Here is a 25,183-nt window from a genome sequence, read left to right as displayed (position 1 = left end):
GCGGGCACGCACGCTCGGAAGACCACCCGATCGGCGGCGTCACCCGCCTTGACCGCAGCCCTGACCTCCCGGCCGGTCCGCCCGGACCGGCCGGGAGCGCGCCGTCAGCCGTCACGGGGTCCCAGGCAGGCGTCGAGCGCGGCCGCGCCCGCCAGCATCGCCAGGCCCCGTCCCGTCAGCCGGTCGCGCCACTCCCGCAGCGTCGCCTGCAGCGGCTCCGGCCCGCCCGCCGCCCGTACCCGCTCCAGCACCCGCGCGATCTGCTCCAGCCCGTACCCGCCGCGCCGCAGCTGGTGGGCCAGGAGCACGTCGCGTACGTCGGCGGAGGTGTAGACGCGGTAGCCGGTCCGCGGGTCGCGCCGCGGGGTGATCAGCCCGGCCCGTTCCCACTTGCGCAACGTCGCCGGCCGGATGCCGAGCCTGCGTGCCAGCGGCCCGATGAACGTCACCCCTGTCCCCGGTTCCGGCTCACGCGGTGGCGCCAGGTCGCGCAGCGCCCCTTCCACCGCCTCCAGCGTGCGCCGGTCGTCGGCCAGCTGCGCGTGGCTCTCGTCGATCAGCCGCAGCGCCTCCTCGACCGCGCCGTCGTTCACGGCCCGCATGATCGCCCCCGCGGTCGCGTGGCCGTGCGCGGGGATCAGCGCCAGGAACGCCCGCAGCGCCACCGCGTGGCGTGGAGCGTAGACGCGGTAGCCGTGCGGCGAGCGTCCGGCCGGGGGGAGGAACCCGGCCTCCTCGTAGTTGCGCACCGCCTGCGTGGACAGGCCGTGCTCGCGCGCCAGGTCGATGGGCCGCAACCGCATGGTGAAGGTACGTCCTCGTCATCCTCGATGAGTACCGTCGAACCCTACACTCGGCGTCCGGCGACGGCGCCGACCACGTGACGATCTCGATCCGGGTCGTCTCGTCGCGCCCCCTCGATCATGCCCGCCGCGCCCGCGTCCTGCCGTCCGGCGAAGGTCAGGGCGCGGGCCGGGAGCCCCGGACGTAGGAGACCATGACCGGCAGGTCGCCCTCGTCCTCGACGTGGAAGCCGGCCCGCGGGATCTGGTCGGCGAGCAGGCCCGGCAGGCCGTGCCGCATCGCCGGGCCCGTCAGCATCGTGAGCAGGTGGGAGAGCAGCCGGTTGGACGGCGGGCGGAACTCGGCGATCAGCAGGCGTCCGCCCGGCCGGAGCACCCGGAACATCTCCCGTACGGCCGCGCCGCGCTCGGTGGCCGGGATGTGGTGGATGGCCAGGCTGGAGACCACCACGTCGAAGCAGGCGTCGGGCAGGTCCAGGGCCTGTCCCTCGCCCACCAGGTAGGAGCAGTTGCCCGGGGCGTCACGACGAGCGCGTTCGATCATGGGGGCCGACAGGTCGACGCCCGTCACCTGCCCGGACGGGCCGGCGACGGGGGCCAGGATGCGGGTCAGATAGCCGGTTCCGCAGCCGACGTCGAGCACCCGGTCACCCGGACGGACCCCGGACAGCGCGGCCAGCCGGGTGTAGATCTCACGCCGCCGCCCGAGGAAACCGACCTCCGCCATGACCTCGTACGCACGCGGGTGGTCGATCGTCCCTCCCTCGTCGGCGTGCTCGGCGTGCTCGTGCAGCAGTCTGCCCAGTCCCATGAACCTCTCCTCTCGAACGACCTGTTCCGTTATGTATGGTGTGTTCACTGGACCGGCGGGGTCAACGATCACTTCGGCCCCTCCGTGCGGTACCGAACAGGGAGCGGTGAAGTGCCCGGAAACCCCGACAGGCGGGTGCGGCGTACCCGGCAGGCGATCCAGCGCGCGCTGGTGGAACTCATCCTGGAGAAGGGGTACGAGGCGGTGACCGTCACCGACGTCATCGACCGTGCCGACGTGGGCCGCTCCACCTTCTACGCGCACTTCGACGGCAAGCAGGCCGTGTTGTTCGCCAACCTGTCGGAGATGGCCTTCCTGCGACCGGCGATCAGCGCCGACGGCCCGCCGTTCGCCTTCAGCCGGGCGATGTTCGAGCACGTGCTCGAGCGGCGCAGGCTGGTGCGGGCGCTGCTCGGGCGGCGCAGCGGCCGGGCGGTGACGGCCCACGGCGAGCAGGTGCTGCGCGACCTCGTCCGCGACGAACTGCTCGCCCGGGGCGCGCGGGCCTCGACGTCGCTGGAGCTGACGGTGACCTGCGTCGTCGGGGCGTTCATGGCCCTGCTGGCGCGCTGGGTGGACGAGGAGATCACCGCCACCCCGGCCGAACTGGACGAGGCCTTCCACGCTGCGGTGGGACCGGGGGTGCGGGCGATACTGGCCCGAGAGTGACGGCTCCGGCCCCGGCCGGACGTGCGGGCGGTCGGAAGCCGGACGGTTCACGGTCAGGCGGTGCCGAGCCAGGCCACCGCCGCGGCGGCGACCAGGAGGACGACGTTGAACCCGATCAGCCGGGCCTCGCCGCGCCTGAGGTGGACCGCGATACCGCCCACCTGGACCAGGACGAGGCCGATCGCCGCGGCGACAGCGAGCCGGGGCGCGATCGCGGTCAGCGGCGGCAGGATCAGACCGGCCGCGCCCAGGACCTCCAGGACGCCGATCACGCGGACGAGCGGCATGGGCAGGTCGTCGACCCAGCCCATCATCGGCCGCAGCCGCTCCCGGCTCTGGACGATCTTCTTGCCCCCGGCGTAGAGGTAGAGGGCGGCCAGGAGTGCCGCGACGATCCAGTAGGAGAGCTGCATGAAGGACACCTCGGAGGCTGGGACGTGGCGCGGGCCACGATGGTTACCACTCGTAAGGAGCCCCATGATGCGTCACTATTGAAAGCCATACAAAAGGCACATCCATGTGCCTTACGCACAGAGGACTGTCATGTCGGAGTACGAGCACACCTGCATGATCCGGGGCGACGGAGGGCGGACGATCCGCGCCGTCCTCGACCGCATCTGCAACAAGTGGACGTTGCTGGTCGTGGCGACCCTCGATCAGGGAAGCCTGCGCTTCACCGACCTGCACCGGCAGGTCGCCGGGATCTCCCAGCGCATGCTGACCCTCACGCTGCGGAACCTCGAACGCGACGGCCTGGTCTCCCGGACGGTGCACGCCGAGGTCCCGCCACGGGTCGAGTACGCGCTGACGCCCACCGGCAAGAGCCTCATCTCCCCCGCGCTGGCCCTCGCCGGATGGGCCATCGAGCACGTCCCGCACATCGAGGCCAGCCGGGACGCCTACCGGACCCGGGAGCGATGACCCGACGTGACCCGGCCGTCGTCGCCGGCCACGGTCACGGCGCGCGTCCCGCCGCACGAGGGGAGAACCGGTGCCGTCGTCGCCGGCCACGGTCACGGCGTGCGCGTCCCGGTGACCGGCCCGGCCGACACCCCTGAGCCCTCCGCTGAACGACACCGGTTATGGTGGGTTCATGCGCGCGAGCACGACCGGACGGGTACTGCACGACCCCAGGGGGGGATCGTTCTGGTTCGACGCCGGCGCCGCTTGCCTGGACTTCGCCCACACCGGCGGCGAGGGCAGGTACGCGGTGTTCGAGACCCTCCACGAGCCCGCCGACCTCGCAGAATGGCTGGCCCGCTCGTCCCCGGCCGCGACCGTGACGGTCCCCGTGACGGACGACGACCTGGCCGCGGCCACGCTCCTCCGCCGGGCGATCTGGGACGCGGCGCACGCCCGGGCGGCGAGCCGCCCCCTGCCCGTCGGGGCGGTCGCGACCCTCAACCGGGCCGCGGCCGAGGCTCCGCTGGTCCCCGAGCTCGCCGCCGACGGCACGACCGCCGGGTGGGCGGCTCCGGTACGGGCCGCGCAGGCGCTGTCGACGCTGGCGCGGGAGATGATCGAGCTGCTGTCCGGGCCGCTCTCCGGGCGCTTCCGCGAGTGCGCGAGCGACGACTGCCCCCTGGTGTTCGTCGACTCGTCCCGTCCCGGCGCCCGGCGCTGGTGCGCGATGGAGCGCTGCGGCAACCGCCACAAGCTCCGCGCCCTGCGCGCCCGCCGGGCCACGGACCCCTGACCCGGTCCCGGGTACGGCGGGGAAAGAGCGCGTGGCCCGGACCGTGCGTCAGGTGGGCTTCGGCGCGGGGGCGGCCGTGCCGGGGCCCGGTTCGGCGGGGCCCGGTTCGGCGGTCTCCGGTCCCGGCTCCGGGATCGGGTCGCTGAGCTGTTCGCGCAGGTAATGCCACACCACCGCGATCAGGGCGGCGACCGGTACGGCGAGCAGGCTGCCCACGATGCCCGCCAGGCTGCCGCCCAGCGTCACGGCCAGCAGGATCACCGCCGCGTGCAGGCCCAGGCCGCGGCTCTGCACCATGGGCTGGAACACGTTCCCTTCCAGCTGCTGCACGGCGACGATGATGGCGAGCACGATCAGCGCGTCCGTCAGGCCGTTGGACACCAGCGCGATGAGGACCGCGACGAAGCCGGCGAACAGGGCCCCGATGATGGGGACGAACGCCGCGACGAAGGTCAGGACGGCCAGGGGAAGGACCAGCGGCACCCCCACGATCCACAGGCCGATACCGATGAAGACGGCGTCGAGCAGGCCCACGAACGCCTGGGAGAGGACGAACGAGCCGAGGGTGGTCCAGCCGAGCTTGGCCACGGCCGGCACGTCCCTGGCGAGGCGGCCGGGGAGCTGGAGGGCCAGCCAGGGCAGGAACCGCGGGCCGTCCTTGAGGAAGAAGAACATCAGGAAGAGCGCCAGGACGGTCGTGACCAGGCCGCTGACCACGGTGCCCACCCCGCTGAGGGTGGCGGAGACGATGCTGCCCACGCTGGACTGGATGCGCGCGACCGCGGTGTCGAACACGTTGCTGACCTGGTTGTCGCCGAAGTTGAACGGCGGCCCGGCGGCCCAGTCGCGCAGGCGCTGGATGCCGTTGCCCACGCCGGTGACCAGCTCGCCGGACTGGGAGGCCACCGGGACGGCGATCAGCACCACGATGCCTGCGGCGACCAGCAGGAAGAGCAGGGTCACGACCGACGCGGCCAGGGTGGGGTGCCAGCCGCGCCGGCGCAGGAAGCGGGTCACCGGCCAGGTCAGCGTGGTGAGCAGCAGGGCGATCACGAGCGGCCAGATGATGGACCACATCTGGCCCAGGATCCATATGACCACCGTGGCCATCAGCACGACGAGGAGCATCTCCAGGGAGATGCGCGCCGACGTGCGCAGCGCGGAGCGGGTCTTCTTGGTGTTCAGCGTGGCAGGCACGAGAACACCTTAGTCATGGCCCTCGCCGCGGTGCCGCGTCGCCTGTGCCGATGCGGGCCGGTGCGGGCGGTCCCGGTGTCCTCACCGTCCGTCCGCGGGTACGGCGGGCGTTCACGACCCGTGGCGGGGCGCCGCCGACGCCAGCGGCGCCGGTGCCGCCCGGCCTGGCCAGGTGCCGGTCAGTACGGCGCCGGTGAGCGCGGTGCCGCCGTCGAGACGGCGCAGGACGGCCAGTTCGAGGGTGTCGGTCACGATCAGCGTCGGGTCGTCCTCGACGACGCGGCGGATCGCGCCCACGGCGGTCGCCCCCGTGCCCCCGGTCGTGTCGCCGACGATGTCCATGCTGAGCCCGCGGGGTTCGAGGCGGCCATCGACCTGCATGAACTCCTCGGCCTGGCCGGTGTTCGCGAGGATCGCGCTCGCCAGCGCCGCGGCGTACACCGGGTCGCCGGTCCCGTCGTGGATCCAGCGCCTGCCCAGCACCGAATGCTCGACGGTGCCCAGCAGCCACCGCTCACCACCGGCCAGGGGGGCGGCGCGGTAGGTGAGCGGCACCTGGTGCACCGGCCCGTCGCCGGTCCGGACCAGCAGCGTCTCGATCCCGACCTCGCCTGCGGGGTCGTCGAAACGGAAGCCCGCCACCCGCTCCACCTCACCGGCCGGTCCGCCGTACCAGTCGCGGCCGGGCAGCCAGGTGGCCAGGAGTTCGAGCTTGGTGGGCCGGAGCGTGGCGCGATGGATCAGGGCCATGCGCTCATCGTAGCTTGATCAAACCACCTCTCCGCGGGGCTCCGGCCGACCAGGACGGGAAGCGGCCCGCAGGTACGCCGCCACGTCGTCCCGGCCGCCGTGCTCGGCCCATTCGAGCGGGGTCGAGCCGTGCTCGGTGTCCCTGATCGCCGGGTCGGCGCCCAGCTCGACCAGTGTCCTGGCCGTCTCGACGTCGTCGTTCCAGGCCGCCGCGTGCAGCGGGGTGGATCGGCGCAGGTGGTTCACGTCGAAGCCGAGCCCGGCCAGCAGCCGTACCGCCTCAGGCCTGCGCCGCTCGGCCGCGTGGTTGACCAGCTCGGGGAACCGGGCCATCGCCCGTGCCGGTGCCCGGGGGCCGAACGCGGCCACCGCGTCGGCGTCGGCGCGCATGCAGGCCGCGGCGAACGCCTCCGTCTCGTCCAGCACCGCCGAGGCGCCCGCCGCGGCGAGGATCTCCGCGACCTCGGTGTGCCCGTTCAGCAGGGCGAGCTCGTAGGGCGTGCGCCCGCCGTACGCCGGATGCCCGCCCAGGCCGTCCACCTCCGCGCCGTGCGCCAGGAGCAGCCGGGCCCGGCGCGGGCCGCCCCGCAGCGCGGCGGTGGCCAGCTCGTCGCGCAGCAGCTGCCGCGGGGACGGCAGCGTCGGGCCCAGCCGGGCGTGCCACGGCCCGCCCTCGCCGCGGCCCAGGCCGAACTCCAGCAGCAGCTCCAGGTGGGCGGTGTCGTCGGAGAACGAGCCGCCGAGCCCGAGGTCGTACAGGGTCTGGGCGTCGTTGGGGTCGGCTCCGGCCTCCAGCAGCAGCCTGGCCAGCGCCGGGCCCTGCGGATGGGGCGGCTGCCCGCCCTCTCCCCCGCCGAACGCCCCGGTGAGCGCGGTGAACGGCGAGGTCAGCCCGTCCCACAGGTATCCGGCGTCCGGATCGGCGCCGTGTCGCAACAGGAGCCGGGCCGCCTCCACGTACTCGCCGGGCGTGCCGAGACGCGCGTAGGCCAGGTACAGCAGCGGCTCCCACCCGAAGGGGCCGCCCTGCGCGCGGGCCGCCCCCGGGTTCGCGGCCAGCGTTTCGGCCAGGGCGGCGGCCGAGCCGGTGGCCGCCATGGTGAAGACGTTCGCGACGGACAGCTCCGGATGCCGGGCCAGCAGCAGATCGGCCCGCGCGGCCCGGTCCGGGTGGTCCGCGCCGTAGGTGAGGCAGGCGAGCCGCAGGAACTCCTCAGGCAGCTGCCCGCTCGGCGCGACCCGGTGCGGTGAGCGGGAGTACCGCTCGACGGTGCCGATGTGCTCCTTCAGCCGGGGCCAGCTCGCGAAGCCGTACATGCGCGCGGTGACGAGGTAAGCGTCGGACAGCCTGGGCGTCTGCGGCGGGCGGGGATGGAACTCGGTGACGAGCTCCAGCGCCTCGGGGACCTGTGCTCTCATCCGCCGCAGGAGTCTCTTGGCCTGCTTGCGGAGCCGGTCGAGGCGGGGGGCGTCGGGCAGGTGATGGACGGGCATGGAAGCCTCCTTTCCGTCTGGCCTGGCGTCCGCACGATCAGGCTGGAAAAGAGGTGAGGCCGGGGTGTTCGACGAGCGTCAGGTGGGTGGTGACCCTTTCCGCGGACCGGTGGCGCCCTGGGCGCACGCCGCCCAGCCTACTGCGGCGGCCGTGCGGCCGCGGCCGGGCGGGACCCGTCCTCGCGGTCGCGTCGGCCGCGCCGGGCGGCGCTCCTTCAGGCCGGCAGCAGGGCCTCGTGCCACCTGGCGGTGTCGGTGTACTGGTGCAGCGAGACGAGCCTGCCGTCGTCGACCCGCCACAGGTGGGCGAACTCGGCCTCGTAGGAGCGGCCGGTGGCGACGGCCGTCCCCCGGTAGTGGCCGGTGACCAGGACGTCGCCGCCCGCGGCCTCCCGGTAGTCCTCCTCGTACGGGGCGGTGTCGTAGACGCGGGCCACCTCCCCCCACACCTCGAAGATCATCGATCGGGAGCCGTGGTGCGTGCCGCCCACGCCGCACGGCATGCCCGGGGCGACGTGGCCCTCGAAGTCGGGGTGCAGCAGCCGGGCGAGGGCGTCGACGTCGCGCTCTCGCAGGGCGCGATAGAGATCCTTGACCAGCGGGGACATGGCGCCTCCATTTTAGTGGTTATATTCTAGAACGCGTTCACTAATATCATGGGAGGGTGGTCGTGGGAAGACCGGCCAGATTCACCGAGGAGCGGATCCTCGACGCCGCGCTGGAGACCGTGGCACTGGAGGGGGTGGCGGGGGCCACCGTGGCGGCGATCGCGGCGCGCCTGGGAGCACCGGCCGGCTCGATCTACCACCGTTTCCCCTCCCGCGACCTGCTGCTGGCCAGGCTCTGGATCCGCTGCGTCCACCGCTTCCAGGAGGGCTTCCTCGACGCCCTGGCCGCGCGGGACCTGGAGCGCGCGGCGGTCCACACGCCCCGCTGGTGCCGCGAGCACCTCGCCGAGGCCCGCGTGCTCCTGCTCCACCGCCCGGCCGACCTGGTCGCGCGCTGGTCCGCCGAGCTCGGGGAGGAACTGGCCGCCCTCGACGCGAGGACGGCGAGCGCGCTGACGGCCGCCGCCGGCGACCCCTCCGAGCGGGAGCGGCTGCTGTTCGCCCTGGTCGACGTCCCCTACGGCGCCGTACGCCGCCACCTCGCCGCCGGGAAGGCGCCTCCCCTCGCGGTCGACGCCCTCGTCCTGCGGGCCTGCCGCGCCGTCCTGGCCCCCTGAGGGGTGGCACGTGGAGCGGTCCATATGCGGGCCTTCGGCCACTCACCTAGCATCCCGGCGACGGCCGCCCCCCGCGACGAGGCCGGGGTGCGGCGACGGCCCGGTGCGTGGTCCGCCGGGCGATCGAAGGAGAGCGCATGACGATTCTCGTGACGGGCGCGACCGGCAACGTCGGCCGCCACGTGGTGGACCGGCTGGTGGCGGCGGGCCGGAAGGTGCGGGCCATGACCCGCGATCCGCGGGCCGCGCGCCTCCCGGACGGGGCCGAGGTGGTGTACGGGGACTTCGAGCGGCCCACGACCTGGGGCGACGCGCTGGACGGCGTCGAACGCGTCCACCTGTTCCCCTTCGCCTACGTCACCTCCGAGCCCGGGGCCGGGTTCGTCGAGCGGGCGGTGGAGGCGGGCGCGCGCAGGTTCGTGGTGCACTCCGCCGCGGCCGCCGGGTTCGCCCCCGGGGACGAGCCCGGCGACCCGGGCATCGGCGCGCTCCGGCGCCACCTCGCCGAGGAACGGCAGGCCCACCGGGGGCTGGAGCTGATGGTGGAGGCCACCGACGCCGAGTGGACCCACGTGCGGCCCGGGCTGCTCGCGGTGAACGCCCTGGGCTGGGCCGAGCGGATCCGCACCGAGCGGGTGGTGCGTGAGCCCTACGCCACCTCCGGATACCCGCTGGTCCACGAGGCCGACGTCGCCGAGGTGGCGGTCGCGGCCCTGCTGGAGGACTCCCACGTCGGCGCCGCGTACACGATCACCGGCCCGGAGAGGGTCACGCAGGCCGAGCAGGTGGAGGCGATCGCGAGGGCGATCGGGCAGGAGATCCGCTTCGAGGAGCTGACGCCGGAACAGGGGCGCGAGCAGTGGCTGCGGGACGGCTGCCCGCCGGAGACGACCGACTGGCTGATCGAGCTGCTGGCCGCGGCGGTCGACGGACCCGGCGCGCTCCCGCCCACCACCACCTTCCGGCAGGTCACCGGACGCCCGCCGCGCCCTTTCTCGCGATGGGCCCTCGACCACGCGGACGACTTCCGCCCCGCCTGACGCGCGCTGGGCGCGCCCCGGCCCGACCGCTCGGACGACTTCCGCCCGGCCTGACGCTCGCCCGGAGCGCCCCGGTCAGGGCCGCTCCCGCAGGGAGATCGCGCCGGTCGGGCAGACGGCGGCCGCCTCGCGGACGGCGGCGTGCAGCGGCCCGGCCGGGGCCGGGTCGAGCAGGACGACGATGCCGTCATCGTCGCCCTGGTCGAACACGTCGGGGGCCAGCAGCACGCACTGTCCCGCGCCACAGCACAGGGTGGTGTCGACGGTGATGTCCATGGGTGATCTCCTCAGTCGTGCGGCCGGCCGCCGCCGTCGGCGGACCGGCTCCGGCCGTTGATCCGGCCGGCGTCGCCGGACAGGGGGTACGGGGTGACGGGGGCCTGCCACAGACCGGTCAGGGCGTCGACGAGCCCGACGGCGACGGCCTCCCAGCTCGCGTGGGCGGTCGGCTCGCCCTCGTGCAGGGCGCGCTCGCGCTCGGCCAGGGTGTGCGCGATGAGCAGGTAGGTCATGTCGCCCCGCGCGCGGTGCACCTGCTCGGGCAGGTCGGGCAGCAGCCGCAGCATGCCCTGCAGGGTGCGCCGCATCGACGGCGTCGCCGTGGACTCCTCGGTGACGATCTGGCGCAGGGCGGGCACGGTGGTGACCTGGGCCAGGCAGCGGGCCCGCCTGCTGGGCACGCCCAGCGCGTCGAGGTGGTCGGTGGCGGGGCGTACCAGGCAGGAGATCCACGCGCGCAGGTCGGCGGAGTCGCCGATCTCCTCCAGCATGCGCAGCCGCCGCTCCTCGGTGTCGGCGGCGTAGCGGCGCACGATCGCCCGTACCAGGTCGGCCCTGGTCCCGAAGTGGTAGCCGACGGCGAAGTTGTTCGCCTGCCCGGCGGCCTGGCCGATCTGCCGGTTGGAGACCTCGCCGACCCCGCGCTCGGCGAACAGTCGCTCGGCGACGTCCAGGATGGCCTCGCGGGTCTCCTGGGCCCGCTCCACCCTGCCGGTCGCGGCCTTCCCCGGTACGGTCCTTTCCAGGACGGTCCTTCCCGGGGCGTTCTCTTTCGGCGTGCTCTTTCCCGGGACGGTCACCATCGGACCGGGACCTGCTCCAGCCCGCCGACCACGAGACCCTCGCGGCGCCTGAGTTCCGGGACCGGGACGGCCAGCTCCAGCGTGGGCAGCCGCTCCAGCAGCACGTCGAGCACGACCTGCAGCTCGGTACGGGCCAGCGCCTGCCCCAGGCAGGAGTGCGGGCCGGCGCCGAAGGCCACGTGCGGGTTGGGCGAGCGGTTCAGCCGCATCTCGCCGGCCCCCTCGAACTGCCGCTCGTCCCGGTTGGCCGAGGCCATGCTGCACACGACCGTGGTGCCCGCCGGCAGCGTCCGGTGCGCCACCTCGACCTCCTCGGTGAGGTAGCGCGGCATGCCGAAGCCGGGGTTGGCGTCGAAGCGCAGCACCTCCTCCACCGCCGGGCGGACCAATGCGCGGTCGGCCAGCAGCGCCTCCCAGCGGGAGCGGTCGGCCAGCAGCATCGACACCATCTTGCCGATCATGTTGGCGGTGGTCTCGTGACCGGCCACCAGCAGCCCCTTGGCAGTCATGATCAGCAACTGCTCGGTCAGCCGCCCGTCCAGCCCCTCCACCAGCGAGGCCAGCTCGCTGAGCAGGTCCTCACCCGGCTCGGCCCGCTTGGCCGTGACGTGCGCCAGCAGGTAGGCGTCGAACTCGCCCTGGGCGGCGTCGATCTCCTCCTGGGAGAACCTGGTCAGGCTGAGCATGGTGTCCGACCAGTACGCGAACGACTCCCGGTCGGAGTCGGGCACCCCGAGCAGGTCGCAGATCACCCACACCGGCAGCGGGAAACCGACCGCGTCCACCAGGTCGGCCGGCTCGCCTTGGGCGATCATCGACTCGACCAGCCGCTCGGTCATCGCCTGGATCCCGGGCCGCATCCCGGTGACCCGCTTGGCGGTGAACGCCCTGCCCACCAGCTGCCGCCACGCCCGGTGCGTGTCGGCCGTCATGGCGGTGCCGCCGTCGCCGCCGCCGTCGCCTGCGCCGCCGAACACGCCGCCCGACTCGTTGGCCGTCACCCGCGCCGCCCCCTCGGCGTCGAGCCGGCGGGTGAAACGCGGGTCCGACAGGATCTCCTTGACGTCCTGGTAGCGCGTCAGCAGCAGCGCGGTGTCACCGCTGGCCAGCCGGATCGGCGCGACCGGACAGCCCTCCCGCAGCTCGGCCCACTCCGGCGGCGGCTCCAGCGCGGTGGGGTTGCGGAAGGGGTACTCGGGGACCTCGGGGACCTCGGGGATCTCGGCGCTGAACTCGCTCACGACCACTCTCCCTCGGGACTACGGTCCCCGCATTTAAGTCGCATCACTTAATTAAGTCAAGCGACTCAATCGGCGTGTCGCGCGACGGGCACGACCACGCCCGCCCGGGGGTTCTCCCGGCCGAGCAAAGGCCCGGGGTCATCCGTCCGAGCGCAGGGCGGCACTGTAGGCGCTCAGGGCCTCGTGGCGGCGCTGGAGCTCGGCGATCTCCCGGGCGAGGCGGGAGCGCTGGGAGTCCAGCATGTCGATGTAGCGGGTGCACCCGGAGACGGGGTCCGGCCCGTTCTCGGCGCAGGGCAGGAACCGGCGGATCGTCTCGGTGGGCAGGCCCGCGGCGAGGAGCTCGCGGATGCGCCCGACCCGCTCGACGGACTCGGGGCCGTAGCGGCGGTAGCCGTTGCCGTCCCGCTCCGGGTGCAGGAGACCCTGTTCCTCGTAGTAGCGCAGCAGACGGGTGCTCACACCCGTCCGCCGGGACAGCTGGCCGATCCACATCGCGGTTCCTCCCGGGAGAACTTGACCTTCACACCGATGTGAGACCCCAACCTCGTGGGCATGACACAGATTCCTGAACTCGCCACCACCGTCGTGGGCTCCGGCCCCGGCATCCTGCTCGCCCACGGCGCGAGCGGCAGCGTCGCGGACAACTACGGCGCGCTGACGCAGGTCCTGGCCGAGGGGCACACCGTCGTCGGCTCCGACTACCCGGGGTCGGGCGCCACCCCCCGGGCCGCCTCGGGCTTCACCCTGGACGAGCTGGCCGACGCGGTGGTGTCCGCCGCGGTCGGCGCCGGGGTGGAGACCTTCACCGTGATCGGCTTCTCCCTGGGCACCACCGTCGCCGTGCGGGTCGCGACCCGCCACCCGGAACGGGTACGGGGACTCGTGCTGACGGCGGGCTTCGCCAAGGCCGACAACCAGATCGAGCTCTCCCTGGGACTCTGGCAGCACCTGCTGGAGCGCGGCGACGCCGAGGGCTTCGCCAGGATGCGCACGGTGAACGGCTTCAGCGTCGAGTTCCTCAACGGGCTGCCCGAGGAGCAGTTCGCCCAGCTGCTCGACCTGGGCCCCGCCGGGCTGCCGCTCGGGGTGGTGGAGCAGGCGGCCCTGGGCCGGACCGCCGACACCCGCGGGGACCTGGCCGCGATCACGGTACCGACACTGGTCATCGCGACGACCCGCGACTTCCTGGTCGCCCCGGCCAACTCCCGCTACCTGGCGGACCGGATCCCCGGGGCGCGCTACGCCGAGGTGGACGCGGGGCACGTGGTGATGGCCGAGCGTCCCGCCGAGTGGCAGGAGTTGATCGAGAAGTTCCTGGCCGAGCACGACCTCTGAGGACGCTCACCGCACGGGCCGCTTCGTGGCGACGGTTCACCGGGGTGACGTCGCCGCCGGTCCCGCCCCCCGCGGTTCGCCACCGCTCCCCGCCGGGAAGGACGGTGTCGAGGACCGGAGGCCGGCGCCGCGGCCCGTGCCCCCTCCGGGAGAGCGCCGGTCACGGCGGACGGGATCGGGTCGTACGCCGACGCGGGCCGGTGTGCCGCGACCGGTGAAGTTGACGAGTTCACGCGGCTGTGCGATCCTGATCGTGGCACCGAGGTTGACGCTCATACTAAGTGTAGACATTCGTTTCTCATTTGGGTTATGCTGCTCCCTCGCGCTGTCTCTCCACGCCCCGGATTCTGCCGGGGCGTTTGGCGTGCGCGCAGTTCGATTCCATCCGTGCCCTTCCGGAAGGACAGCTGTTGGCAGTCTCGCGCAATGCCTCCGCCGTACCCGCAGGTCCTCATCGTGTCTCTTTCGCCCGCATCCAGGAGCCTCTCGAGGTTCCCGACCTTCTCGCCCCGCAGACCGAGTTCTTCGACTGGCTCATCGGGAACGAGCGGTGGAAGGCCCGGGTCGAGGCGGCCCGCCAGGCCGGGCGCAGGGACGTCCCGGCCCAGTCGGGCCTGGAGGAGGTCTTCGAGGAGATCAGTCCCATCGAGGACTTCTCCGGAACCATGTCCCTGTCGTTCCGGGATCACCGGTTCGAGCCCTCCAAGCACTCCGTCGAGGAGTGCAGGGACAAGGACATGACCTACTCCGCCCCGATGTTCGTCACGGCGGAGTTCATCAACAACACCACCGGTGAGATCAAGAGCCAGACCGTGTTCATGGGCGACTTCCCGCTCATGACGCCGAAGGGCACGTTCATCGTCAACGGCACCGAGCGCGTGGTGGTCTCCCAGCTGGTCCGCTCGCCCGGTGTCTACTTCGAGCGCAGTGCCGACAAGACCTCCGACAAGGACCTGTACGGCTGCAAGGTCATCCCGTCGCGGGGTGCCTGGCTGGAGTTCGAGATCGACAAGCGCGACAGCGTCGGTGTGCGCATCGACCGCAAGCGCAAGCAGCCCGTCACGGTGCTGCTCAAGGCCCTCGGCTGGACCGGCGAGCAGATCCTGGAACGCTTCGGCCGGTACGAGTCCATGCGCGCGACCCTGGAGAAGGATCACACGGCCGGCCAGGACGACGCGCTGCTCGACATCTACCGCAAGCTGCGCCCGGGCGAGCCGCCGACCAAGGAGTCGGCGCAGACGCTGCTGGAGAACCTGTACTTCAACTCCAAGCGCTACGACCTCGCCAAGGTCGGCCGATACAAGATCAACAAGAAGCTCGGGGTGGACGCCGAGATCACCCAGGGCACCCTGACCGAGGACGACATCGTCGCCGCCATCGAGTACATCGTGCGCCTTCACGCGGGCGAGGAGTCGATGCCGGGCGCCGGTGGCGAAGTGATCGTCGAGGTCGACGACATCGACCACTTCGGCAACCGCCGCCTGCGCAGCGTCGGTGAACTGATCCAGAACCAGATCCGCCTGGGCCTGGCCCGGATGGAGCGTGTGGTCCGCGAGCGGATGACGACCCAGGACGTCGAGGCGATCACGCCACAGACCCTGATCAACATCCGCCCGGTGGTGGCGTCCATGAAGGAGTTCTTCGGCACCTCGCAGCTGTCGCAGTTCATGGACCAGATCAACCCGCTGGCGGGTCTGACGCAGAAGAGGCGCCTGAACGCCCTGGGCCCCGGTGGCCTGTCCCGCGAGCGGGCCGGCTTCGAGGTCCGCGACGTGCACCCCTCGCACTACGGCCGGATGTGCCCGATCGAGACCCCGGAAGGCCCGAACATCGGCCTGATCGGCTCGCTGGCCTCCTACGCCCGCATCAACGCCTTCGGCTTCGTGGAGACCCCCTACCGCAAGGTCGTCGACGGCAAGGTGACCGACCAGATCGACTACCTGACCGCCGACGAGGAGGACCGCTACGTCAAGGCGCAGGCCAACACGGTCCTCAACGCCGACGGCACGTTCGCCGACGCCCGCGTCCTGGTGCGCACCAAGGGCGGTGAGACCGAGATCGCCCGGGCCGCGGAGGTCGACTACATCGACGTGTCACCGCGCCAGATGGTGTCGGTCGCCACCGCGATGATCCCGTTCCTGGAGCACGACGACGCCAACCGCGCGCTCATGGGCTCGAACATGCAGCGCCAGTCGGTGCCGCTGCTCAAGAGCGAGGCGCCGCTGGTGGGCACCGGCATGGAGTACCGTGCCGCCACCGACGCCGGTGACGTGATCACCGCCGAGAAGGCGGGCGTGGTGGAGGAGGTCTCGGCCGACTACGTCACGGTGATGAACGACGACGGCACCCGCACCACCTACCGGGTGGCGAAGTTCAAGCGCTCCAACCAGGGCACCTGCTTCAACCAGAAGCCGATCGTGGCCGAGGGCGACCGCATCGAGGTCAACCAGGTCGTGGCCGACGGCCCGTGCACCGACAGCGGTGAGATGGCGCTGGGCAAGAACCTGCTGGTGGCGTTCATGCCGTGGGAGGGTCACAACTACGAAGACGCGATCATCCTGTCGCAGCGCCTGGTGCAGGACGACGTGCTGTCCTCGATCCACATCGAGGAGCACGAGGTCGACGCCCGCGACACCAAGCTGGGCCCTGAGGAGATCACCCGCGACATCCCCAACGTCTCCGAGGAGGTGCTGGCCGATCTCGACGAGCGCGGCATCATCCGCATCGGCGCCGAGGTCGCACCGGGGGACATCCTGGTGGGCAAGGTCACGCCCAAGGGCGAGACCGAGCTGACCCCCGAGGAGCGGCTGCTGCGGGCGATCTTCGGTGAGAAGGCCCGCGAGGTGCGCGACACCTCGCTGAAGGTGCCGCACGGCGAGTACGGCAAGGTCATCGGGGTGCGGGTCTTCTCCCGCGAGGAGGGCGACGAGCTCCCGCCCGGCGTCAACGAGCTCGTCCGGGTGCACGTGGCGCAGAAGCGCAAGATCACCGACGGTGACAAGCTCGCGGGCCGGCACGGCAACAAGGGCGTCATCTCCAAGATCCTCCCGGTCGAGGACATGCCCTTCCTGGAGGACGGGACCCCGGTCGACATCATCCTCAACCCGCTGGGCGTGCCCGGCCGGATGAACGTCGGCCAGGTGCTGGAGACCCACCTGGGGTGGATCGCCGCCCGCGGCTGGGACATCTCCGGCATCGAGGAGGCCTGGGCCGAGCGCCTGCGCGACAAGGGCTTCGAAAGGGTCGACCCGTACACCAACGTGGCCACCCCCGTCTTCAACGGTGCCCACGAGGAGGAGATCGTCGGCCTGCTCGACAGCACCGTCCCCAACCGCGACGGTGACCGGATGGTGCAGCGGAGCGGCAAGGCCGTGCTGTTCGACGGGCGGTCGGGCGAGCCGTTCCCGCACCCGATCGCGGTCGGCTACATCTACATCCTGAAGCTGCTCCACCTGGTCGACGACAAGATCCACGCGCGGTCGACCGGCCCGTACTCCATGATCACCCAGCAGCCGCTCGGCGGTAAGGCCCAGTTCGGCGGCCAGCGCTTCGGTGAGATGGAGGTCTGGGCCCTGGAGGCCTACGGCGCGGCGTACGCGCTGCAGGAGCTGCTGACCATCAAGTCCGACGACGTGCAGGGCCGGGTGAAGGTCTACGAGGCCATCGTCAAGGGCGAGAACATCCCCGAGCCGGGCATCCCGGAGTCGTTCAAGGTCCTCATCAAGGAAATGCAGTCGCTGTGCCTGAACGTCGAGGTGCTCTCCAGCGACGGCATGTCCATCGAGATGCGCGACACCGACGAGGACGTCTTCCGCGCCGCGGAGGAGCTCGGCATCGACCTGTCCCGGCGCGAGCCGAGCAGCGTCGAGGAGATCTGACGCTCCCGGTACGCGACCCGCGGGCCGGCCCGCGCCCGGGGCACCCGGCCGGTCGGAGGCGTGAGCCTCGGCCGGGTGCCCCGTGGCCGGTCCACGCGCTCGTGCGGCGGCACGGCGCGGCCTGTCACACGGTCACGCGGGACTCACCTCGCCGGAAGGTCCATCAAATGAGTTTGATGTATTCTGGCGAGCATGGTGCCCGTGGACCGGCCGGTCCCGACGTTCGTGCGCATGGCCGCCCACCCGCTGCGGTGGGGGCTGCTGACCGAGCTGTCCGTGAGCGACCGCCGGGTCCGCGAGCTCGTCGAGTTGCTCGGCCAGCCGCAGAACCTCGTCTCGTACCATCTGCGGCTGCTGCGCGAAGGCGGGCTGGTCACCTCCCGCCGCAGCGCCTTCGACGCCCGCGACAGCTACTACCGTCTCGACCTGGAGCGCTGCGCGCACGCGCTGGCCGGCACCGGCGCCGCCCTGCACCCGGCGCTGCGCCTCGACCCCGCCCCGCCCGGCCTGCCCTCCACGCCCACTGCGCCCGCCACGGCCACCGGACGACCGGCGCGGCCGCGCGTGCTGTTCGCGTGCACCGGCAACAGCGCCCGCTCACCGGTCGCCGAGGCCCTGCTGCGCCACCGCGCCGGCGGACGCGTGGAGGTGACCAGCGCCGGGAGCCGTCCCAGGCCGCGCACGCATCCCAACGCCCTGCGGGTCCTGCGCGAGCAGTACGGCATCGACGCCGACGCCCGGCCGCCGCGCCATCTCGACACGGTGGCCCACCACCGCTTCGATCACCTGATCAGCATGTGCGACAAGGTCCGCGAGGTCTGTCCCGGCTTCGCCGAGCTGCCGCGGCCGATCCACTGGAGCATCCCCGACCCGGTCGCGGCCGGTGACGACGACCGGGAGAGCTACCCCGCATTCACCCGCATGGCGACCGAGATCGACACCCGGATCCGCTACCTGCTGCCCGTCCTTGCCCGTGCCACGAACCCGGAGGTCCAGCAGTGACGACCCCGTCCCACGAGCTCGCCGGCGTCCGCTACGTCGTCGACGACGTGGCCGCCGCCGTCCGCTTCTACACCACTCACCTGGGCTTCAGCCTGCGTACCGACCCCGCGCCCGCCTTCGCCGACGTGGTCCGCGGGCCGCTGCGGCTGCTGCTGTCCGGGCCGGCGAGCTCCGGGGCCCGGGCCACGCCCGAGGGCTCCGGCGCGCCGGGCCGCAACCGCGTCCATCTCGTCGTCGGCGACCTCGACGCCGAGATCGACCGGCTGCGCGCCGCCGGGCTGTCCTTCCTCGGCGACGTCGTCGCAGGTCCCGGCGGACGCCAGATCCTGCTCACCGACCCGGCCGGCAACCTCGTCGAGCTGTTCGAGCCCGCTCCACGCTGAGCCGCCCCGGAAACCGTCCTCTTTCGGTCCCCTGCTCACCCGGCTCGACACCGCCAGGCGCGCGACCACCGACGCCGAACGCGTCCATCCGGTCTCCACCCGCGACCGCGTCCGGCACTTCCACGCCTGGCTGTACCCACGCCCCGTCTCCCGGATCCCGGCCGTGCCTTTCCCCTTCCCGTCGTCCGGCCCGGAGGGCGCACGGCCTACGCGAACGCGACCACGGCGTACCTCTCGTCCTGGACGGCCCGTCCCCACAGGGCGGGATCAGGCAGCGGCACGGCGCGGGCGGTGACGACCAGCGGCCGCAGCGCCGCCAGGAGGCGCTCCGCCTCGACCCCGCCCGTCCACGGCATCGGCGGCTCCCCCTCGCAGGACCGCTCCTGGCCGGACCCGGCCGACGTCCAGCGTCCCTCGACGAGGACCAGGCGCCCGCCGGGACGCAGCAGGCCGATCCACCGGCGCAACGCCTCCTGCGGATCGGGCAGGGTCCACAGCAGGTGACGGGAGAGGACCACGTCGAAGGACGTCCCCGCCCGCGCGGGCGGGTCGCTCGCGTCACCCACCATCGTCGGGACGTCGAAACCGGCCTCCGTGAGCTTGCGCCGGGCCTGCTCGACCATCAGCGGGGCCAGGTCCACCCCGACCGGACGGTGGCCCTGCTCGGCGAGCAGCAGGGACAGCGAGCCGGTGCCGCACCCCAGGTCCAGCACGTCGGAGGACGTGGCGGGCATCCAGGAGCGCAGGCGTTCCGCCCAGGCGGCCCGGACGCCGGGGTCGCGAAGGCCGTGGTCGGCCTCCTCGTCGAAGGAGGCGGCGTGAGCGTCCCAGAAGGAGGCGATCGAAGCGCTGTTCTCGGGCACCGACAGATCATGCCACCCCTCCCCCGGCGCCGGCGCGCCCTTCCGTCCGGTGCCGGGGAACCCGCCCGTACCCGGGAGGGATCCGTGTCACCGGAGTCGGCCCGTCACCCTGTGGTGCCTTTACGGCGACGGGTGTAGGCGAGGACGGCCAGCCCGAGCATGACGCCCCAGGGCAGCCAGACCAGATTGCCCAGCCAGGCGGCCCAGTTGCCGATGCCGAAGGCGGCCTCGCCGGCGAGCCGTGTCCCGAGCAGCGCGGCCACCGGCACGCGCCACATGGTGAAGCCCGCGCCCACCAGCACGACGGAGACCAGGCCGGCGGGGACGGCCGCCAGCGTGACGGGGACGCGACGGCCACCGAGCAACGGGACCATCCGCGGGAACCTCACCCCCCAGCGGTGGGTGAGGCCGAGGGTGAGCAGCCCCCCGCCGGCGGCCGCCGCGCCGAACACCAGCTCGCGGGTCCGGCCCGCGGGGTCGGCGGCCATCGCCATGGTCTCCTCGTCCAGGCCGAACGTCACCCCCAGCGCCCAGAGCAGCCGGGGAACGGCGTACAGCAGCGGCAGGGCCGCGGCGACGTAGGTGGTCCGGCGGCCCCGCCGCAGGTCCTCCGTGGTGATCGCGGAGGGCCTGCGGCGTGGGAGCACCGCCACGCAGACCCACAGCACGCCGCCGAGCGCGCACCAGAGCTGGTTGACCACGCCCGCCTCGAGACGACCGGCGTCGAGCAGCATCAGCTCGCCGACCCCCAGCAGGACCCTGCCGTCCGGTACCAGCAGGAGCAGGACCAGTCCGATGGACCAGGCGAGACCGCGCAGGCCCCGGCGCCCCTCGGACGGCGGCGTCCGGTACGCCACCGCCGCGGCCACCGCACCGGCCAGGCCCGCCACGGCGACGGCCGTCCCGGCGGACCGGGGGTCCAGGCCGACGAGCACCGCCCCCATCCGGCGTGCCCGCGCCGACTCGCCGTACGGAAATCCCGCACCTCCCGAGGCCCAGTACAGCCCTGCCGCGGCGTACGCCAGTGACCAGGCGCCGGCGGCGAGGGTGGCCCACCGGGCACGTCCGCGCCGATGTGCCGGGGATGCGACGGCGCCGCGGATCCCGGGGGTCATGACACCGTGCCTGTCGTCGGATTCATGCATCGAGCATCACGACACGGCCCCTGTCCGCGCACCCGCCGATGGACCTGTCCGAAGGGGCGGAAGCCGTGGGGAACCGGCCGTTCGGCGGGTGTCACGGGACGGCCCGGCCGCCTACGGTGTCCTCCATGTCGGTTCACAGTGGCGTGTCGGCGATGACGGCGGCCGTGGTGGCGGTCTCGGCCGTGGTCGTCGTCCTTCGCGGGCGCGCCGCCCGCCCGGTGGTCGCGTCGATCACGACGTGGACGGCGGCCGCGGTGTCGCTGGCCGTCACCGTCGCCTCCTCGGCCGCGCCGTCGTCCCGGGCCACCGCCTGGGATCCGGTCCACGTCCCGATGCTGGTGGAGCTGGGCGCCTTCGCGGTGCTGATCGTCCGGATCGTCCGCCGGGCGCCGGTGCGTCACGCGGTGACGGCCGGTGGCGTGGCGACGGCGGTGATCGCGACGATGGTGCTGCGGCTGATCGGCCCGCCGTCGCCCCTGGCGGCGGTGGGCGCGTGCGCCCTGTGGGCGCTCGGCGCCATGATCCCCGTGGGGGCCGGGCTCCACCTGCGACGGCAGGACCGGAGCCGGGAGCGGTTCGCGGTCGAGATGCAACACGCGCAGCGGCTGCGGCTCGCCCGGGACCTGCACGACTTCGTCGCCCACGACCTCAGTGAGATGGTCGCCGCCGCCCAGGCGGGTCAGGTCGTCACCTCTCCCGGGGAACCCCGGAGCGTCGAGCTGTTCCATCTGATCGAACGGGCCGGGCAGCGGGCGATGACGTCGATGGACCGCACCGTGCACATGCTGTCCGACGTGGACGCCTCCGGGACGGGGTACACGCTCGGTGACCTGCCGGACCTCCTGGCCGGGTTCACCGCGACCGGCCCGGTGACCGCCCGTCTCGACCTCGATCCCGCGCTTCCCGGGAGCGTGACGGGTCCGTGGGCCGACGTCGCGTACCGGATCGTCGCCGAGGCGCTGACCAACGTCCGCCGCCATGCGCCGACGGCCACGGGCGTCACGGTGACCGTCCGGCGCGACGAGACGCCGTCGTTGACGGTGACCGTCGTGAACACCCGCCCGGAGGGCGCCCCGGCGTTCCCGCGCGGACACCTCGGCGGGCGCGGGCTGGCCGGTCTGCGCGCGCAGACCGAGGCCGTCGGCGGACGGCTGACCGCGGGACGCCACGACGGCGGGTGGCGGCTGACGGCCACGGTGCCACTGCCCGGCGCGGTGTGAACGGAGGCTGGCAGGATGACGCAGATGCGCACCCGGATTCTGCTCGCCGACGACCAGGAGGTCATCCGTGTGGCGTTCCGCCTCATCCTGGACGCCCAGCCGGACATGACCGTGGTCGCCGAGGCCGCCGACGGCACCACCGCGATCGAGCTGGCCCGCCACCTGCGCCCGGACGTGGTGCTCGCCGACATCCGCATGCCCGGTGTCGACGGACTGCGGCTGACCCGCGAACTCGCGGGCCCGCACGTCGACGACCCGATCCGCGTCATCGTGGTCACGACGTTCGACCTCGACCACTACGTCCACTCCGCGCTGCGCAACGGCGCGTGCGGGTTCCTCCTGAAACGCTCCGGTCCCACGCTGATGATCGAGGCCATCCGGGCCGCGATGGCCGGTGACACCCTCATCAGCCCGCAGGTGACCGTGCGCCTGCTGCGGCATCTCACCGCCACCACCACCGCCACCGGCGCGCACGCGGACCGTTCCGTGACGCTGACCGCCCGGGAGATCGACGTGGCGCGTCTCATCGGCCAGGGCCGGTCCAACGCGGAGATCGCCGCCGAACTCCACATCTCCCTCGGCACGGTCAAGGGGCACGCCGCCGCCGTCCAGCGCAAACTCGGCGTGCGCAACCGGGTGGAGATCGCGATCTGGGCGTACGAGGCGGGACACACCGCCTGAGAGCGCTCCGCGTCCTCGGCGGCTCTCGACGCGGGGGTGAGCGTCTTTCCCGGAAGCGGGTGCGGCGGTCGTCCCAGCGATGACCCGGGCGCGGTGCGCCGGTGTGGCGTGGCCGTGGCGGAGGGATGTCGAGCGGCCGGGCGGACACGGCCTGCGAGGAGATCCGGGAACGCCGGACACGGGCGCGACGCGAGAAAGAGGGCTATGCTTGCATGACTCAGCAAAACAAATAGCCCATTAGACAGGAGTCTACCAAAGATATGGAGCGTCGTCAACACGACTCCGCTCTCGCCGAGGCGTTGCGGCTCGAACAGGCCTATGTCGGCGGGCTCTACGAACGGCTCGACGTCGTCCGACGGGAGACGGAGGCCGCGCTGCGCGCGGAGTACGCGCGCGGCGAGACGGGCGGCCTGCGCCAGGCGAGGATCGAGCGGGAGGTCGCCTCGGCCGAGCACGCCCGCCGCCTGGCCCGGCTGTCCGCGGTCGAACGCGACCTGTGCTTCGGCAGGATCGACGACACCGACGGCGAGACCCTCTACATCGGCAGGGTCGGACTGCGCGACGCCGACCGTGAGATCATCCTCACCGACTGGCGTGCCCCGGCGGCCCGCCCCTTCTACACCGCCACCCCCGCCACCCCCGAGGGCCTGGTCCGGCGCCGTCACCTGCACCTGCGCGGCCGCATCGTGGTGGGACTGGACGACGAGGTGTTCGACCTGGATCGCCTGAGCGACGGCGACCGCCGCACCCTGGTCGGCGAGGCCGCGCTGATGGCGGCCCTGCGGCGGGGGCGCACCGGGCGGATGGGCGACGTGGTGGCCACCATCCAGACCGAGCAGGACCGGGTGATCCGCTCGGACCTGCCCGGCGCGCTGGTCGTCCAGGGTGGCCCCGGTACCGGCAAGACCGTCGCCGCCCTGCACCGGGCCGCCTTCCTGCTGTACGCCCACCGCGACGTCCTGGAACGCCGGGGCGTGCTGGTGGTGAGCCCCACCTCGCTGTTCTCCCGCTACATCGGCCAGGTCCTGCCCTCCCTGGGCGAGACCGACGTGGTGCTCTCCAGCCTGGGCGAGCTGTACCCCGGGGTGCACGCCGTCGCCACCGACGCCCCGGCCACCGCGGTCGTCAAGGGCGACCTCCGCATGGCGGGCGTGGTGGCCGCGGCGCTCGCCGACCGCCAGCGCGTGCCCGAGGCGGACCTGGAGGTGAGCATCCCGGTGCGGACCTCCGTACGCGACGGGGTCGAGGTGGTGGTCGAGCGGATGACCCTGACGGTGGACCACGCCACCTGCGTGCGCGCCCGTGACCGGGCCAGGAACGCGCGCCACCCGCACAACGTGGCCCGCAGGCTGTTCGTGATCGACATGCTCAGGGCGCTGGCCGTGGACGAGGCCGTCCGGCTCGACGGCCCGATGGAGGACGAGGACCTGCGCTACGCCCGCAAGGTGCTCTGGTCGCAGCCCGCGGTGCGCGAGGCGCTGGACGCGCTGTGGCCGCCGCTCACCCCGCAGCGGCTGATCGCCGACCTGCTCGCCTCCCCCGAGGCGCTGCTGTCGGCCGCCCCCGGCCTGTCCGGCGCCGAGCGCGCCGCCCTGCTCAGGCCGCACGGTGAGCCCTGGAGCGTCGGTGACGTGCCGTTGCTGGACGAGGCGGCCGAGCTTCTCGGCGAGGACGGTGACGCCGCCGACGCGGCCGCACCGGCCCCGGCCGGCCACTGGGACGACGAGTACGAGGACGACGAGGAGCTCTACGCGCTGGGCGTGCTGGAGTTCACCGGCCTGCTGGAGGACGAGATGATGGTGGCCGGTGCGCTGGCCGACCGGCACCGCGCGCCCGCCCCGGCCCGTACCACCGCCGACCGGGCCCGCGCCGACCGGCGCTGGGCGTACGGGCACGTCATCGTCGACGAGGCGCAGGAGCTGTCGGCGATGGCCTGGCGGGCCGTGATGCGCCGGATCCCCGCCCGGTCGCTGACCGTGGTGGGTGACATCGCGCAGACCGGATCGGCCGCCGGGGCCCGCTCGTGGGGGGAGATGCTCGACCCCTACGTCAAGGGCCGCTGGCGGCAGGAGACCCTGATGGTCAACTACCGGACCCCGGTGGAGATCATGCGGGTCGCGGCGGACGTGCTGGCCGCCGTGGCGCCGGACCGGCGCCCCCCGGAGTCGGTACGGGAGGGCGGGAGCCCGCCCCGCGCCGTACGGCTCGACCTGGGTGACCCCGTCCCCCCCGGCGTGCCGCACGGCGCGGACGACACCGGCACCGGCGGCGGCGGTGACGACACCGATACCGGTACCGGGACGGGCGTCGGCGCGCTGGTGGCGCTGGTCGAGGAGGAACTGGCGGAGATCGGCGAGGGCCGCCTGGGCGTCATCGTCCCCGACGCCCGGCACGCCCGGCTCGCCGCGCTGTTCCCCGCGCACGGCGACCTGCTGGACTCCCCCGTCGCGGTGCTGACCGTCACCGCCTCCAAGGGGCTGGAGTTCGACGCCGTGGTGGTCGTCGAGCCCGCCGAGATCCTTACCCAGGCCCCCATGGGCGGCAACGACCTCTACGTGGCGGTCACCCGGGCGACCCGCAGGCTGACGGTGACGTACCGGGACGAGCTGCCGCCCATGCTCTCCCGGCTCGGGCGCCACTAACCTGGGGGCACTTTTTCGCCTCG

Annotated in this window: 25 protein-coding genes; 12 read left to right on the top strand and 13 right to left on the bottom strand. The window is 73.0% G+C overall.

Annotated elements, in window-relative coordinates:
- Window positions 1-104: 104 nt before the first annotated feature.
- Both ACIBCT_RS25765 and ACIBCT_RS25760 read right to left on the bottom strand, forming a co-directional pair.
- Window positions 105-803 (bottom strand): MerR family DNA-binding transcriptional regulator, encoded by a 699-nt coding sequence (locus tag ACIBCT_RS25765; protein ID WP_399192655.1) that lies wholly within the window; start codon window positions 801-803, stop codon window positions 105-107.
- 157 nt (window positions 804-960) lie between these two features.
- A complete protein-coding gene (locus tag ACIBCT_RS25760; RefSeq protein ID WP_399192653.1) occupies window positions 961-1,614 on the bottom strand; it encodes a class I SAM-dependent methyltransferase in 654 nt (217 codons plus the stop codon).
- A gap of 111 nt (window positions 1,615-1,725) precedes the next feature.
- Between ACIBCT_RS25760 and ACIBCT_RS25755 the strand changes: the two genes are divergently transcribed.
- Window positions 1,726-2,283 carry a TetR/AcrR family transcriptional regulator gene (locus tag ACIBCT_RS25755; RefSeq protein ID WP_399192651.1) on the top strand — a complete coding sequence of 186 codons (558 nt, stop codon included), beginning with the start codon at window positions 1,726-1,728 and terminating at the stop codon, window positions 2,281-2,283.
- Between the two features lie 53 nt (window positions 2,284-2,336).
- Here ACIBCT_RS25755 and ACIBCT_RS25750 read toward each other — a convergent pair whose 3' ends face one another.
- Window positions 2,337-2,696 carry a DoxX family protein gene (locus ACIBCT_RS25750; RefSeq protein WP_399192649.1) on the bottom strand — a complete coding sequence of 120 codons (360 nt, stop codon included), beginning with the start codon at window positions 2,694-2,696 and terminating at the stop codon, window positions 2,337-2,339.
- Between the two features lie 130 nt (window positions 2,697-2,826).
- Here ACIBCT_RS25750 and ACIBCT_RS25745 point away from each other — a divergent pair, with 130 nt between their 5' ends.
- Both ACIBCT_RS25745 and ACIBCT_RS25740 read left to right on the top strand, forming a co-directional pair.
- Window positions 2,827-3,204 (top strand): winged helix-turn-helix transcriptional regulator, encoded by a 378-nt coding sequence (locus ACIBCT_RS25745; RefSeq protein WP_399192647.1) that lies wholly within the window; start codon window positions 2,827-2,829, stop codon window positions 3,202-3,204.
- Window positions 3,205-3,376: 172 nt separating this feature from the next.
- A complete protein-coding gene (locus tag ACIBCT_RS25740) occupies window positions 3,377-3,979 on the top strand; it encodes a CGNR zinc finger domain-containing protein (RefSeq protein ID WP_399192645.1) in 603 nt (200 codons plus the stop codon).
- A 48-nt stretch (window positions 3,980-4,027) separates the two neighbouring features.
- Here the strand turns inward: ACIBCT_RS25740 and ACIBCT_RS25735 are convergent, their stop codons facing one another.
- From ACIBCT_RS25735 to ACIBCT_RS25720, 4 genes are all read right to left on the bottom strand, one after another.
- Window positions 4,028-5,176 (bottom strand): AI-2E family transporter, encoded by a 1,149-nt coding sequence (locus ACIBCT_RS25735; protein ID WP_399192643.1) that lies wholly within the window; start codon window positions 5,174-5,176, stop codon window positions 4,028-4,030.
- A gap of 111 nt (window positions 5,177-5,287) precedes the next feature.
- Window positions 5,288-5,926 carry a hypothetical protein gene (locus ACIBCT_RS25730; protein ID WP_399192641.1) on the bottom strand — a complete coding sequence of 213 codons (639 nt, stop codon included), beginning with the start codon at window positions 5,924-5,926 and terminating at the stop codon, window positions 5,288-5,290.
- Window positions 5,927-5,944: 18 nt separating this feature from the next.
- Entirely contained in the window at window positions 5,945-7,420 is a 1,476-nt protein-coding gene (locus ACIBCT_RS25725) for an ankyrin repeat domain-containing protein (RefSeq protein WP_399192639.1), read from the bottom strand.
- A 215-nt stretch (window positions 7,421-7,635) separates the two neighbouring features.
- The gene (locus ACIBCT_RS25720) at window positions 7,636-8,028 is read right to left on the bottom strand and encodes a nuclear transport factor 2 family protein (protein WP_399192637.1); all 393 of its coding nucleotides are present in this window, start codon (window positions 8,026-8,028) and stop codon (window positions 7,636-7,638) included.
- A 56-nt stretch (window positions 8,029-8,084) separates the two neighbouring features.
- Between ACIBCT_RS25720 and ACIBCT_RS25715 the strand changes: the two genes are divergently transcribed.
- Entirely contained in the window at window positions 8,085-8,645 is a 561-nt protein-coding gene (locus ACIBCT_RS25715; RefSeq protein ID WP_399192635.1) for a TetR/AcrR family transcriptional regulator, read from the top strand.
- Window positions 8,646-8,782: 137 nt separating this feature from the next.
- Window positions 8,783-9,685: an NAD(P)H-binding protein gene (locus tag ACIBCT_RS25710; protein WP_399192633.1), complete on the top strand. Its 903-nt coding sequence runs from the start codon at window positions 8,783-8,785 to the stop codon at window positions 9,683-9,685.
- Between the two features lie 75 nt (window positions 9,686-9,760).
- Here ACIBCT_RS25710 and ACIBCT_RS25705 read toward each other — a convergent pair whose 3' ends face one another.
- The 4 genes from ACIBCT_RS25705 to ACIBCT_RS25690 form a co-directional block, all read right to left on the bottom strand.
- A complete protein-coding gene (locus ACIBCT_RS25705; RefSeq protein ID WP_399192631.1) occupies window positions 9,761-9,961 on the bottom strand; it encodes a ferredoxin in 201 nt (66 codons plus the stop codon).
- A gap of 11 nt (window positions 9,962-9,972) precedes the next feature.
- On the bottom strand, window positions 9,973-10,767 hold the full coding sequence (locus ACIBCT_RS25700; RefSeq protein WP_399192630.1) for a TetR/AcrR family transcriptional regulator: 795 nt from the start codon (window positions 10,765-10,767) through the stop codon (window positions 9,973-9,975).
- Window positions 10,761-12,008: a cytochrome P450 gene (locus tag ACIBCT_RS25695; RefSeq protein WP_399192629.1), complete on the bottom strand. Its 1,248-nt coding sequence runs from the start codon at window positions 12,006-12,008 to the stop codon at window positions 10,761-10,763. Before ACIBCT_RS25695 ends, ACIBCT_RS25700 begins: the two co-directional genes overlap by 7 nt.
- Before the next feature lie 138 nt (window positions 12,009-12,146).
- The gene (locus ACIBCT_RS25690; protein WP_399192628.1) at window positions 12,147-12,503 is read right to left on the bottom strand and encodes a MerR family transcriptional regulator; all 357 of its coding nucleotides are present in this window, start codon (window positions 12,501-12,503) and stop codon (window positions 12,147-12,149) included.
- 60 nt (window positions 12,504-12,563) lie between these two features.
- On the opposite strand from ACIBCT_RS25690, the gene ACIBCT_RS25685 reads away from it, so the two are divergent.
- From ACIBCT_RS25685 to ACIBCT_RS25670, 4 genes are all read left to right on the top strand, one after another.
- On the top strand, window positions 12,564-13,346 hold the full coding sequence (locus ACIBCT_RS25685; protein WP_399192627.1) for an alpha/beta fold hydrolase: 783 nt from the start codon (window positions 12,564-12,566) through the stop codon (window positions 13,344-13,346).
- A 410-nt stretch (window positions 13,347-13,756) separates the two neighbouring features.
- Complete coding sequence (gene rpoB / locus ACIBCT_RS25680; RefSeq protein WP_399192625.1) at window positions 13,757-17,224, top strand: DNA-directed RNA polymerase subunit beta; 3,468 nt, start codon at window positions 13,757-13,759, stop codon at window positions 17,222-17,224.
- Window positions 17,225-17,416: 192 nt separating this feature from the next.
- On the top strand, window positions 17,417-18,226 hold the full coding sequence (locus ACIBCT_RS25675) for an ArsR family transcriptional regulator (protein ID WP_399192623.1): 810 nt from the start codon (window positions 17,417-17,419) through the stop codon (window positions 18,224-18,226).
- On the top strand, window positions 18,223-18,609 hold the full coding sequence (locus ACIBCT_RS25670; protein ID WP_399192621.1) for a VOC family protein: 387 nt from the start codon (window positions 18,223-18,225) through the stop codon (window positions 18,607-18,609). The genes ACIBCT_RS25675 and ACIBCT_RS25670 overlap by 4 nt, the downstream gene beginning before the upstream one ends.
- A gap of 206 nt (window positions 18,610-18,815) precedes the next feature.
- Here ACIBCT_RS25670 and ACIBCT_RS25665 read toward each other — a convergent pair whose 3' ends face one another.
- Together ACIBCT_RS25665 and ACIBCT_RS25660 are read right to left on the bottom strand one after the other, a co-directional pair.
- Window positions 18,816-19,472: a class I SAM-dependent methyltransferase gene (locus ACIBCT_RS25665; protein ID WP_399192619.1), complete on the bottom strand. Its 657-nt coding sequence runs from the start codon at window positions 19,470-19,472 to the stop codon at window positions 18,816-18,818.
- A gap of 104 nt (window positions 19,473-19,576) precedes the next feature.
- Window positions 19,577-20,617 carry a hypothetical protein gene (locus ACIBCT_RS25660; RefSeq protein ID WP_399192617.1) on the bottom strand — a complete coding sequence of 347 codons (1,041 nt, stop codon included), beginning with the start codon at window positions 20,615-20,617 and terminating at the stop codon, window positions 19,577-19,579.
- Between the two features lie 125 nt (window positions 20,618-20,742).
- On the opposite strand from ACIBCT_RS25660, the gene ACIBCT_RS25655 reads away from it, so the two are divergent.
- From ACIBCT_RS25655 to ACIBCT_RS25645, 3 genes are all read left to right on the top strand, one after another.
- Window positions 20,743-21,837 (top strand): sensor histidine kinase, encoded by a 1,095-nt coding sequence (locus ACIBCT_RS25655; RefSeq protein ID WP_399192615.1) that lies wholly within the window; start codon window positions 20,743-20,745, stop codon window positions 21,835-21,837.
- A gap of 24 nt (window positions 21,838-21,861) precedes the next feature.
- Window positions 21,862-22,518 (top strand): response regulator, encoded by a 657-nt coding sequence (locus tag ACIBCT_RS25650; protein WP_399192613.1) that lies wholly within the window; start codon window positions 21,862-21,864, stop codon window positions 22,516-22,518.
- A 260-nt stretch (window positions 22,519-22,778) separates the two neighbouring features.
- Window positions 22,779-25,160 carry a HelD family protein gene (locus ACIBCT_RS25645; protein WP_399192611.1) on the top strand — a complete coding sequence of 794 codons (2,382 nt, stop codon included), beginning with the start codon at window positions 22,779-22,781 and terminating at the stop codon, window positions 25,158-25,160.
- Window positions 25,161-25,183 lie beyond the last annotated feature (23 nt).

Origin of the sequence: Streptosporangium sp. NPDC050855 (assembly GCF_044456585.1) — a bacterium.
Classification (GTDB): Bacteria; Actinomycetota; Actinomycetes; order Streptosporangiales; family Streptosporangiaceae; genus Streptosporangium; species Streptosporangium longisporum.
Note: the sequence above shows the minus strand (reverse complement) of the source record. Positions and strands in the feature narration are given on the sequence as shown.

Bases quoted from the DNA above. Each gene is read 5' to 3' on its own strand.
- ACIBCT_RS25765 (WP_399192655.1), bottom strand. From the start codon at position 803: ATGCGGTTGCGGCCCATCGACCTGGCGCGCGAGCACGGCCTGTCCACG.
- ACIBCT_RS25760 (WP_399192653.1), bottom strand. From the start codon at position 1,614: ATGGGACTGGGCAGACTGCTGCACGAGCACGCCGAGCACGCCGACGAG.
- ACIBCT_RS25750 (WP_399192649.1), bottom strand. From the start codon at position 2,696: ATGCAGCTCTCCTACTGGATCGTCGCGGCACTCCTGGCCGCCCTCTAC.
- ACIBCT_RS25745 (WP_399192647.1), top strand. From the start codon at position 2,827: ATGTCGGAGTACGAGCACACCTGCATGATCCGGGGCGACGGAGGGCGG.
- ACIBCT_RS25740 (WP_399192645.1), top strand. From the start codon at position 3,377: ATGCGCGCGAGCACGACCGGACGGGTACTGCACGACCCCAGGGGGGGA.
- ACIBCT_RS25730 (WP_399192641.1), bottom strand. From the start codon at position 5,926: ATGGCCCTGATCCATCGCGCCACGCTCCGGCCCACCAAGCTCGAACTC.
- ACIBCT_RS25725 (WP_399192639.1), bottom strand. From the start codon at position 7,420: ATGCCCGTCCATCACCTGCCCGACGCCCCCCGCCTCGACCGGCTCCGC.
- ACIBCT_RS25720 (WP_399192637.1), bottom strand. From the start codon at position 8,028: ATGTCCCCGCTGGTCAAGGATCTCTATCGCGCCCTGCGAGAGCGCGAC.
- ACIBCT_RS25710 (WP_399192633.1), top strand. From the start codon at position 8,783: ATGACGATTCTCGTGACGGGCGCGACCGGCAACGTCGGCCGCCACGTG.
- ACIBCT_RS25705 (WP_399192631.1), bottom strand. From the start codon at position 9,961: ATGGACATCACCGTCGACACCACCCTGTGCTGTGGCGCGGGACAGTGC.
- ACIBCT_RS25700 (WP_399192630.1), bottom strand. From the start codon at position 10,767: ATGGTGACCGTCCCGGGAAAGAGCACGCCGAAAGAGAACGCCCCGGGA.
- ACIBCT_RS25690 (WP_399192628.1), bottom strand. From the start codon at position 12,503: ATGTGGATCGGCCAGCTGTCCCGGCGGACGGGTGTGAGCACCCGTCTG.
- ACIBCT_RS25685 (WP_399192627.1), top strand. From the start codon at position 12,564: ATGACACAGATTCCTGAACTCGCCACCACCGTCGTGGGCTCCGGCCCC.
- ACIBCT_RS25675 (WP_399192623.1), top strand. From the start codon at position 17,417: ATGGTGCCCGTGGACCGGCCGGTCCCGACGTTCGTGCGCATGGCCGCC.
- ACIBCT_RS25660 (WP_399192617.1), bottom strand. From the start codon at position 20,617: ATGCATGAATCCGACGACAGGCACGGTGTCATGACCCCCGGGATCCGC.
- ACIBCT_RS25655 (WP_399192615.1), top strand. From the start codon at position 20,743: ATGTCGGTTCACAGTGGCGTGTCGGCGATGACGGCGGCCGTGGTGGCG.
- ACIBCT_RS25650 (WP_399192613.1), top strand. From the start codon at position 21,862: ATGCGCACCCGGATTCTGCTCGCCGACGACCAGGAGGTCATCCGTGTG.
- ACIBCT_RS25645 (WP_399192611.1), top strand. From the start codon at position 22,779: ATGGAGCGTCGTCAACACGACTCCGCTCTCGCCGAGGCGTTGCGGCTC.